The sequence below is a fragment of the Pseudomonas sp. TJI-51 genome (genome assembly GCF_000190455.2).
In the GTDB taxonomy this organism is placed as follows: Bacteria; Pseudomonadota; Gammaproteobacteria; order Pseudomonadales; family Pseudomonadaceae; genus Aquipseudomonas; species Aquipseudomonas juntendi.
The window spans coordinates 1-9,731 of the sequence record NZ_AEWE02000009.1; the positions used below are offsets into that span (position 1 = coordinate 1).

Annotated in this window: 8 protein-coding genes; 1 reads left to right on the forward strand and 7 read right to left on the reverse strand. The window is 61.1% G+C overall.

The genetic code is table 11. From position 1 onward, the window contains the following. Positions 1–98 precede the first annotated feature (98 nt). The 5 genes from G1E_RS02185 to G1E_RS02205 form a co-directional block, all read right to left on the reverse strand. The gene (locus tag G1E_RS02185) at positions 99–671 is read right to left on the reverse strand and encodes a lipocalin family protein (protein ID WP_033690008.1); all 573 of its coding nucleotides are present in this window, start codon (positions 669–671) and stop codon (positions 99–101) included. Next, entirely contained in the window at positions 668–922 is a 255-nt protein-coding gene (gene bamE, locus G1E_RS02190) for an outer membrane protein assembly factor BamE (RefSeq protein ID WP_009681214.1), read from the reverse strand. Before bamE ends, G1E_RS02185 begins: the two co-directional genes overlap by 4 nt. Before the next feature lie 227 nt (positions 923–1,149). Beyond that, the gene (locus tag G1E_RS02195) at positions 1,150–1,746 is read right to left on the reverse strand and encodes a DUF924 family protein (RefSeq protein ID WP_009681215.1); all 597 of its coding nucleotides are present in this window, start codon (positions 1,744–1,746) and stop codon (positions 1,150–1,152) included. 3 nt (positions 1,747–1,749) lie between these two features. Next, a complete protein-coding gene (locus G1E_RS02200; protein ID WP_009681216.1) occupies positions 1,750–2,760 on the reverse strand; it encodes a class 1 fructose-bisphosphatase in 1,011 nt (336 codons plus the stop codon). Between the two features lie 192 nt (positions 2,761–2,952). Continuing rightward, the gene (locus tag G1E_RS02205) at positions 2,953–5,403 is read right to left on the reverse strand and encodes a glycogen/starch/alpha-glucan phosphorylase (protein ID WP_009681217.1); all 2,451 of its coding nucleotides are present in this window, start codon (positions 5,401–5,403) and stop codon (positions 2,953–2,955) included. 186 nt (positions 5,404–5,589) lie between these two features. On the opposite strand from G1E_RS02205, the gene G1E_RS02210 reads away from it, so the two are divergent. Further along, a complete protein-coding gene (locus G1E_RS02210; RefSeq protein ID WP_003249225.1) occupies positions 5,590–5,994 on the forward strand; it encodes a YkgJ family cysteine cluster protein in 405 nt (134 codons plus the stop codon). Between the two features lie 185 nt (positions 5,995–6,179). On the opposite strand, the gene typA is transcribed toward G1E_RS02210, so the two are convergent. Together typA and thiI are read right to left on the reverse strand one after the other, a co-directional pair. After that, positions 6,180–8,000: a translational GTPase TypA gene (gene typA, locus G1E_RS02215; protein WP_009681218.1), complete on the reverse strand. Its 1,821-nt coding sequence runs from the start codon at positions 7,998–8,000 to the stop codon at positions 6,180–6,182. Positions 8,001–8,128: 128 nt separating this feature from the next. After that, positions 8,129–9,583 carry a tRNA uracil 4-sulfurtransferase ThiI gene (gene thiI, locus G1E_RS02220; RefSeq protein WP_009681219.1) on the reverse strand — a complete coding sequence of 485 codons (1,455 nt, stop codon included), beginning with the start codon at positions 9,581–9,583 and terminating at the stop codon, positions 8,129–8,131. Positions 9,584–9,731: the final 148 nt, after the last annotated feature.

A 9,731-nucleotide genomic window follows, 5' to 3' on the forward strand; every position in this document is an offset into this window, starting at 1 on the left:
TCGACACGCCCGCTCCCACAAGGACCCTACTAAATCAGTAAGTTATGTAGTGTTCTATGAGAGATGGCTTGCCGGCGATAAGGCCGGCAATGCTGCCATCAATGCATCTTGACGATCTGCTGGTCGGAAGCGCGCCAGATCAAGCGGCTGGTGTCATAGCCCTGCTGACGGGCCTTGGCCAGCAGGCTCTCGCGCTGCCAGGCCGGCAGGGTCGGCGTGCGTGACAGGATCCACAGGTACTTGCGGTCCGGGCTGCCAACGATGGCGGTGCGGTAGTGTTCGTCAACGTACAGAATCCAGTATTCACCCCGCGCCACGCCCGGCACCAGCTTGGTGAACCAGTTATCGAACTCGACCCACAATTTATCGGTATGGCCCGGCTCCTGGATATTGGCATGCCCCTCAGCGCGCAACCATTCGTCACCCATGGTGCGGCAACGGTTGAGTACCCCGTAGCTGCCATCGGGCTTGAGGTTGTAATGGGCCTCGGACTGTTCGCAGCCCTCCTGGAAGCGCATGGGCAGGCGTGCCAGCTCGTACCATTTGCCCTGGTAACGCTTGAGGTCTACGTTGCCGGCGGTTTTCGGCGCCAGCGGGTCATGCACAGAGCCTGCGCAACCGCCCAGCAGCACCGCCAGGCATACCGCCATCAGCAGGTACACACGCCTCATTTGAGGCCCTGCCCTGAGTACATCAACACTTTGTCAGCCGCATACTGCACGCTGATGAAGCTCTTCTCGTCCCCCCAGGTGCAGCTGCTCATGCCCAACGCGCCGGAACATTCGGTCGGCGTGCCGAGCAGCTGCTCGACCTCGGCCTTGCTCATACCGGCCTTGATCTTGGAATAGTTTTCCTGGTTGATCTTGCTGCAGGCAGTCAGCACGACGCACAGCGACAACAGGGCGAGGGAACGCAACGACATTGAAGGACACTCCTGGGAAAATGAGACAGGCGAGTGGCCTGCAGTGACCTTCGACGTGAAAATCCCTCCTTTGTTCCCTGCCCTGCCCCCCGTACCCCTACACCATTGGTCGGATGGCCACTACTGTGCGATTAATCACAAAGCATTAGTCAACGGCCAATAAAAAAGCCGCCCCTTGTAGGGGCGGCCTTATGTGGCGATGGCCTGCGCAGCAGGGCCGTGCCATCTCAGAACCTGGACCCAGGCTCCAGCAGGAAGTCCATCTCTTCGCTGGTGCTCGGGCGATCCAGCACCAGGTTGCGGTGCGGGAAGCGACCAAACCGGGCGATCACCCGCTGGTGCTGCTCGGCGTAGTCGAGGAAGCCTTCGAACAACCGGCGGCTGGCCTCGGGCTGTTCGCCCAGCAGCACCTGAAAGCGCTCGACGCACAGGTTTTGCCAGTCCAGCACCTCGGCGTGCTCCAGCACCACCAGCACGAATACCCGCTGGATCGGCAGCAGCTGGTAGTCCCAGCCCTTCTGCAGGCCCTGCATGGCCACCACCTGGGCACGCCGGTCACCCTCGAAGGCGCGCGGCGTGTCGCGGTAGATCATGCGTGGCAGCTGGTCGAGCAGCAGCAACAGGCCCAACCAGCCCTGCGGGCTTTGCTGCCACTCGTCGAGCCCGCCGGCCAGGGCGTGCTCCACCAGTTCACCGAACTGCGCATGGGCCTCGGCATCGTGGTGCTTGCCGAACCACAGCGTGCTCTTCTCGTCAGCCACGGCCTGGGCACTGGTGCCCCAACCGAACCACCATTCCAGCAACGGCTGCCAAGGTGCGAGCATGACTTACTCCTTGTGGTAGGCGGTAACGCGCTCGACCTCTTCTTTCGAGCCAAGAATGACCGACACACGCTGGTGCAGGCTTTCTGGCTTGATGTCGAGGATGCGATCGTAACCATTGGTAGAAGCGCCACCGGCCTGTTCGATGATGAACGACATCGGGTTGGCTTCGTACATCAGGCGCAGCTTGCCCGGCTTGCTTGGCTCGCGGGCGTCACGTGGGTACATGAACAGGCCGCCACGGGTCAGGATGCGGTGCACGTCGGCCACCATCGAGGCGATCCAGCGCATGTTGTAGTTCTTTTTCAGCGGGCCGGTCTCGCCTGCCAGCAACTCGCCGACGTAGCGCTGCACCGGGGCTTCCCAGTGGCGCTGGTTGGACATGTTGATGGCGAACTCGGCGGTGGTTTCCGGCACGCGGATGTTCTCGTGGGTAAGCACGAAGCTGCCCAGCTCGCGGTCCAGGGTGAAGCCCTTCACGCCGTTGCCCAGGGTGAGGATGAGCATGGTCTGCGGGCCGTAGATGGCGTAGCCGGCAGCCACCTGCTGGGTGCCTGGCTGCAGGAAGGCGTTTTCGTTCAGGGTTTCGTTCTGGCTCAGGTACTCGTTAGGGCAACGCAGTACCGAGAAGATGGTGCCGACCGACACGTTGACGTCGATGTTCGACGAACCGTCCAGCGGGTCGAAGACCAGCAGGTAGGCGCCTTTGGGGTACTTGCCCGGAATCTGGTAGGCGTTGTCCATTTCTTCCGAGGCCATGCCGGCAAGGTGGCCGCCCCACTCGTTGGCCTCCAGCAGGATATCGTTGGAAATCACGTCCAGTTTCTTCTGGACTTCGCCCTGCACGTTTTCCGTGCCCATGCTGCCCAGCACACCGCCGAGGGCGCCCTTGGACACGTGATGGCTGATTTCCTTGCACGCACGCGCCACCACTTCGATCAGGAAGCGCAGATCGGCAGGGGTATTGTTGCTGCGGGTCTGCTCAATCAGATAGCGACTCAGGGTAACGCGGGACATGTATGGCTCCGAAAGGATGGGGGAGATGAAAAACCCCCGCAGTTTACAGGGAGAGTTGCAGGCTAGCGAGTGATGAGACTCGCCACGGCACTCTGACGGCACAATAGGTCGGTAGTTCAGCGTGTGCCAGGCCGGTGGTCGGCGCCCGCCTTCTTCACGAGCGAGCCCGTGAAGAAGGCGGTGCAGGCACCTTCAATCCAGCGCTTTCCAGATCTGCGTAGCATATTCGCGAATGGTCCGGTCCGACGAGAACCAGCCCATCCGCGCCGTGTTCAGCACCGCCATGCGCCACCATTGCTCCGGCGTGTGCCACAAGTCCTCGACGCGCTGCTGGGCATCCCAGTAGGCATCGAAATCGGCACATACCAGGAAGCGGTCATAGGCCACCAGCCCATCGATCAAGCCGGTGTAGCGCGAAGGGTCGTCCGGCGAGAACACACCGCTGCGAATCGCCTGCAGTACGTCGTTGAGGCGGTTGGACGCAGCAATCGCCGCCGTGGCGCCAAAATCACCCGCCCGCTTGCGCGCCTCGACCTGCTGGGCGGTCAGGCCGAATATGAACATGTTGTCGGCACCAACCTGCTCGCACATTTCCACGTTGGCCCCATCCAGGGTACCGATGGTCAGTGCGCCGTTCAGGCCGAACTTCATGTTGCTGGTACCCGAGGCTTCGTAACCGGCCGTGGAAATCTGCTCGGAGAGGTCCGCAGCCGGAATGATGCTCTCGGCCAGGCTGACGTTGTAGTTGGGCAGGAACACCACCTTCAACTGGCCACGCACGGTCGGGTCGTTGTTCACCACCCGGGCGATGTCGTTGGTCAGCTTGATGATCAGCTTGGCCTGGTGGTAGCTGGCCGCCGCCTTGCCGGCGAAAATCTTCACCCGCGGCACCCAATTGGTGCCAGGGTCGTTGCGCATGGCCTGGTACAGGGCCACGGTATGCAGCAGGTTGAGCAACTGGCGCTTGTACTCGTGAATACGCTTGACCTGCACGTCGAACAGCGCTTCGGGGTTGACCGTGACGCCAACGCGGTCCTGGATGATGCTGGCCAGGGCACGCTTGCTGTGCAGGCGCTGAGCCGCGAACTGCTTGCGGAAACCCGCCTTGTCGGCGAACGGCACCAAACCGGCCAGGCGCCCCTCCGGGTCGTCCTTGAGCTCCGGCCCCAGCGCCTCCACCAGCATGTCGGTGAGTTGCGGGTTGGACTGGTACAACCAGCGGCGGAAGGTAATGCCGTTGGTCTTGTTGTTGATACGCTGCGGATACAACTTGTGCAGCTCGGCGAACACCGTGCTCTTCATCAGCTGGCTGTGCAACGCCGAAACGCCGTTGACGCTGTGCGAGCCGAGGAATGCCAGGTTGCCCATGCGAACTCGGCGGCCGTTGTCTTCCTCGATCAGCGACACCGCCCGCAGCACGTCGAAGTCGTGCAGGCCTTTGGCACGCAGGCTGTCGATATGGTACGCGTTGATCAGGTAGATGATCTGCATGTGCCGCGGCAGCATGCGCTCCATCAACGCCACCGGCCAGGTTTCCAGCGCTTCGGGCAACAGGGTGTGGTTGGTGTAGGCCAAGGTGCCGACGGTCAGCTCCCAGGCCTTGTCCCATGGGATTTCGTGCTGGTCCACCAGCAAGCGCATCAGCTCCGCCACGGCAATGGACGGGTGCGTGTCGTTGAGCTGGATGGCGGCCGCATCGGGCAGGTTGAGCAGCGAGTCATGCTGGTTCAGGTGGCGGCGCAGCAAGTCCTGCAGTGATGCCGATACGAAGAAATACTCCTGGCGCAGGCGCAGTTCCTGCCCGGCCTCGGTACTGTCCGCCGGGTACAGCACCCGCGAAATGCTTTCGGCACGTGCCACCTCGGCCACTGCGCCCAGGTGGTCACCGGCGTTGAAGCGCTCCAGGTGCAGCTCTTCCAGCGCCCGTGCCCGCCACAGGCGCAGGGTGTTGACGCTCGAACCCCGCCAGCCGACCACCGGCGTGTCGTACGCTACCGCACGCACGGTCTCGCCAGGTGACCACACCTGGCGTTGGTTGCCATGGTTGTCGTGCACCGTTTCGACGCTACCGCCAAAGCTGATCGGGTAGATCACTTCGGCACGCTCGAACTCCCACGGGTTGCCGAAGTCCAGCCAGTTCTCGGTCTGCTCCTGCTGCCAACCATCGACCAGTGCCTGGCGGAACAAGCCATGCTCGTAGCGGATACCGTAGCCATGGGCGGCAATGCCCAGGGTCGACATGCTTTCCATGAAGCAGGCGGCTAGACGCCCCAGGCCACCGTTGCCCAGTGCGGCATCGGGCTCCAGCAGGCGGATGCGCTCCAGGTCCACGTCCAGGTCTTGCAGGGCCTCTCGGGCGATGTCCAGCAAGCCCAGGTTGCTCAGGCTGTCGTAGAGCAGGCGGCCAATCAGAAACTCCAGGGAAAGGTAGTAGACCCGTTTCTGGCTACGCCGGTAGGCCTGGCGGGTGTGGTCCATCCAGTGGTCGACCATGTGATCGCGCGCGGCCAGGGCGATGGCTTCGAACCAGTCATGGTCGAAGGCGTGCTCCGGGTCCTTGCCAACCGCATAGGTCAGCTTGTTCAGTACGGCAGCGCGAAAATCCGCGACTTCGGCGTCACGAGCTTCAGGTTCCTGGGACATGGGGCATCCTCGGGCAAGTTGACGAAAGCGGAGGGAGAGTGTTCAGACTAGACCCTTCGACAGGGAGAGACAGTTACGGTTCGCAGTTTTCATGCCGACTTGGTGATTCCGGCAAAAGGTTGTTCATAAATTGAACAATTCCGGTATCATCGCGCGCCCCAAGACCGTGATCCGCCCCTGATAAAGATGAAAACGACCCTGATCGCCGCAGCCGAAGTCGACCGCCTGGAGACCTGGCAGCGCTACACCAGCAACATGTGCCATGGCTGCCATTCGACCTGCTGCACCCTGCCGGTAGAGGTGAAGATCAAGGATCTGATCCGCATCGGCGTAGTCGATGAATTCGAGAAAGACGAACCGCCGAAGAACGTGGCCAAGCGTTTGCAGAAAGAAGGCATCATCGAGCGCTTCAACCAGAAGTCAGGCATCTTCACCCTGACCCGGATGAGCAACGACGACTGCATGTATCTGGATCGCAAAAGCCGCCTGTGCACCATTTATGACAAGCGCCCGGACACCTGCCGCAACCACCCCAAGGTTGGCCCCCGGCCGGGGTATTGTGCGTACAAGCCCAAGGTGGTCGGGCGCTAAGCGTTAGCCGTCAAGGGCCTCTTCGCGGGCTTGCCCGCTCCCACAGGATCTGCGCGATCCTCAAGGCCTGTGCAGTACCTGTGGGAGCGGGCAAGCCCGCGAAAAGGGCCAACGCAAATTCTGCAAGCATAAAAAAACGCCCCCGGCCTTTCGACCGGGGGCGCTTTTATTCAGCCTGAGCTAACTCAGTTCTTGGCTTTCTTGGCAGCGCGGGTACGCTCGCCTTCGTCCAGGATCTTCTTGCGCAGACGGATCGACTTAGGCGTGACTTCGCACAGCTCGTCGTCCTGGATGAATTCCAGGGCCTGTTCCAGGGTGTGGCGAACTGGCGGTACCAGGGCGATAACTTCGTCTTTGCCCGAAGCACGCATGTTGTCCAGCTTCTTGCCCTTGGTCGGGTTCACGCCCAGGTCGTTGTCACGGCTGTTCAGGCCGATGATCTGACCGTTGTAGATCTCCTGGCCGTGTTCAACGAACAGCTTGCCGCGAGCCTGCAGGGTTTCCAGCGAGTAGGTCAGTGCCTTGCCGGTTTCGACCGACACCAGAACACCGTTCAGGCGGCCAGACATCTGGCCCGACTTCATGGTGTCGTAGCGGTCGAAGATCGAGGTCAGGATGCCTGCACCGTTGGTCAGGGTCAGGAACTGGTTACGGAAGCCGATCAGACCACGGGCTGGAATGTTGTATTCCAGGCGAACACGGCCCTTGCCATCCGGCACCATGTTGGTCAGGTCACCCTTACGCAGGCCCATCTCTTCCATGACCTTGCCCTGGGATTCTTCAGGGATGTCGATGGTGACGTTCTCGAACGGTTCCTGCTTCACGCCGTCGACTTCGCGGATGATCACTTCAGGGCGGCCAACAGCCATCTCGAAGCCTTCACGACGCATGGTTTCGATCAGTACCGACAGGTGCAGCTCGCCACGGCCCGATACCTTGAACTTGTCAGGGGAATCGGTTTCCTGAACGCGCAGGGCCACGTTGTACAGCAGCTCCTTGTCCAGACGGTCCTTGATGTTGCGGCTGGTCACGAACTTGCCTTCTTTACCGCAGAATGGCGAGTCGTTGACCTGGAAGGTCATGGAAACGGTTGGCTCGTCAACGGTCAGCGGCTTCATCGCCTCTACCGCGTCTGGGGCGCACAGGGTGTCGGAGATGAACAGCTCGTCGAAACCGCTGATGCAGACGATGTCGCCAGCCTGAGCTTCTTCGACGTCGACGCGGTGCAGGCCGTGGTGGCCCATCAGTTTCAGGATACGGCCGTTACGCTTCTTGCCGTTGGTGTCGATGGCGACAACCGGGGTGTTCGGCTTGACGCGACCACGGGCGATACGACCAACGCCGATAACACCGAGGAAGCTGTTGTAGTCCAGTGCGGAGATCTGCATCTGGAACGGGCCGTCACGGTCAACAGACGGTGCTGGTACGTTGTCGACGATCGACTGGTACAGCGCAGTCATGTCTTCGCCCATGGCGGTGTGGTCCAGACCGGCGATGCCGTTCAGGGCCGAGGCGTAGACGACTTTGAAGTCCAGCTGTTCATCGGTGGCACCGAGGTTGTCGAACAGGTCGAAGATCTGGTCCAGAACCCAGTCCGGACGCGCGCCCGGGCGGTCGACCTTGTTGATCACGACGATGGGCTTCAGGCCGGCTTCGAAGGCCTTCTTGGTCACGAAGCGGGTTTGCGGCATCGGGCCGTCCTGGGCGTCGACCAGCAGCAGCACCGAGTCGACCATCGACATTACACGCTCGACCTCGCCACCGAAGTCGGCGTGGCCGGGGGTGTCGACGATGTTGATGTGGTAGCCGTTCCAGTTGATGGCGGTGTTCTTCGCCAGAATGGTAATACCGCGCTCTTTTTCCTGGTCGTTGGAGTCCATGACGCGCTCGTCGTTGAGCTCGTTACGCTCCAGGGTGCCGGACTGACGCAGGAGTTTGTCGACCAGGGTGGTTTTACCATGGTCAACGTGGGCGATGATGGCGATGTTACGCAGATTTTCGATCACAAGTGTATCTCGATCAGAGGATTCGGTTGCCGCCCAGTGTAGGCGGCGAATATGTACTGTTTAAGGCTCAGCGGGCCCGGCGGTCGGGAGGGCGATGGCGGATACTGCCGCCATACAGCCCCGGCGTCTTATGTCGGACGATAAACACGCACATTGGCATGTCCCTCACTGAGCAGGTGGTGTGCGTGCAAACGGCTCATCACACCCTTGTCGCAATACAGCAAGTACTGGCGCGTGGGGTCCAGATGCTTGAACTTGCTGTTGATGGCATAGAACGGCATGGCCTGGACCTCGATACCTTCCAGTACCAGAGGCTGATCTTCCTGGGCGTCGGGGTGACGAATGTCGATGACGATCTGGCCTGGCAGCGCCTCGGCCACTTCCTCGATTTCGATGTCCTTGCCCAATTCATCGATCACGTGGTCGATGGAAATGAACTTGGCGCGCTCCAGGGCGCGCTCCAGCACGGCCATGTCGAACTGCTTTTCTTCGTGCTCCATGCGGTGGCGCTTGGCATGGGTGGTCGGGTTCACCGAGATCACGCCACAGTATTCCGGCATGTGCTTGGCGAAGTCGGCGGTGCCGATTTCGGTGGCCTGGTCGATGATGTCCTGCTTGTGCGTGGCCAGCAGCGGGCGCAGCACCAGCTTGTCGGTGGCCGAGTCGATGATCGACAGGTTCGGCAAGGTCTGGCTCGATACCTGGGAAATCGCCTCGCCGGTCACCAATGCGTCGATCTGCAGGCGGTCGGCCATATGCGCGGCGCCGCGCAGCATCATGCGCTTGAGGGTCACGCCCATGTAGCTGTTGTCGACCTTGTTGAGGATTTCGCCAACCACTTCCTCGAACGGCACGCTGATGAACAGCACGCGCTGGCTGCTGCCGTACTTCTTCCACAGGTAATGGGCCACTTCCATCACGCCCAGCTCGTGGGCACGGCCGCCAAGGTTGAAGAAGCAGAAATGGGTCATCAGGCCACGGCGCATCATCTGGTAGGCCGCCACGGTGGAGTCGAAGCCACCGGACATCAGCACCAGGGTCTGCTCCAGCGCACCGAGCGGGTAACCGCCAATGCCATTGTGCTGGTTGTGGATCACGTACAGGCGCTGGTTGCGGATTTCGATGCGCACCATCACCTCGGGGTTCTTCAGCGCGATGCCGGCAGCGCCGCATTGCTGGCGCAGCTGGCTGCCGACGTAACGGTCGACGTCCATCGAGGTGAAGTCATGGTGACCACCGCGCTTGCAGCGCACGGCGAAGTGCTTGCCGGCCAGCAGGTGGCCAAAATGGTGCTTGCACTTGGCGACGATATCGTCGAAGTCACCCAGCGGGTATTCCTCTACCTGCAGGAAATGGGTAATACCCGGGGTGCAGGTGAGGCGCTCGATCATCTCGCGCTGGACTTTCTCGTCTTCGACGCGGGTAACCACTTCGAGGTTGTCCCACACACCATCCACCGCAAGCTCAGGGTCGAGGTCCTTGAGCACGTTGCGGATATTCTTGCCGAGCTGGCGGATGAAGCGCTTGCGCACCGGCCGGCTCTTGATGGTGATTTCTGGGAAGACTTTGACGATGAGTTTCATTGGTTAACAGCGCGCGCAGGGCCTGCCGAAAATGAGGGGCGCGAATTATATCGGAAATTGCTCAGGATTTGACCAACTTTTGATCAGAAGCTTTGAGATAAATGTCAGCGCAGGATTTTTTGGTGCCCGTGAGACCGAGCGCCGCCCG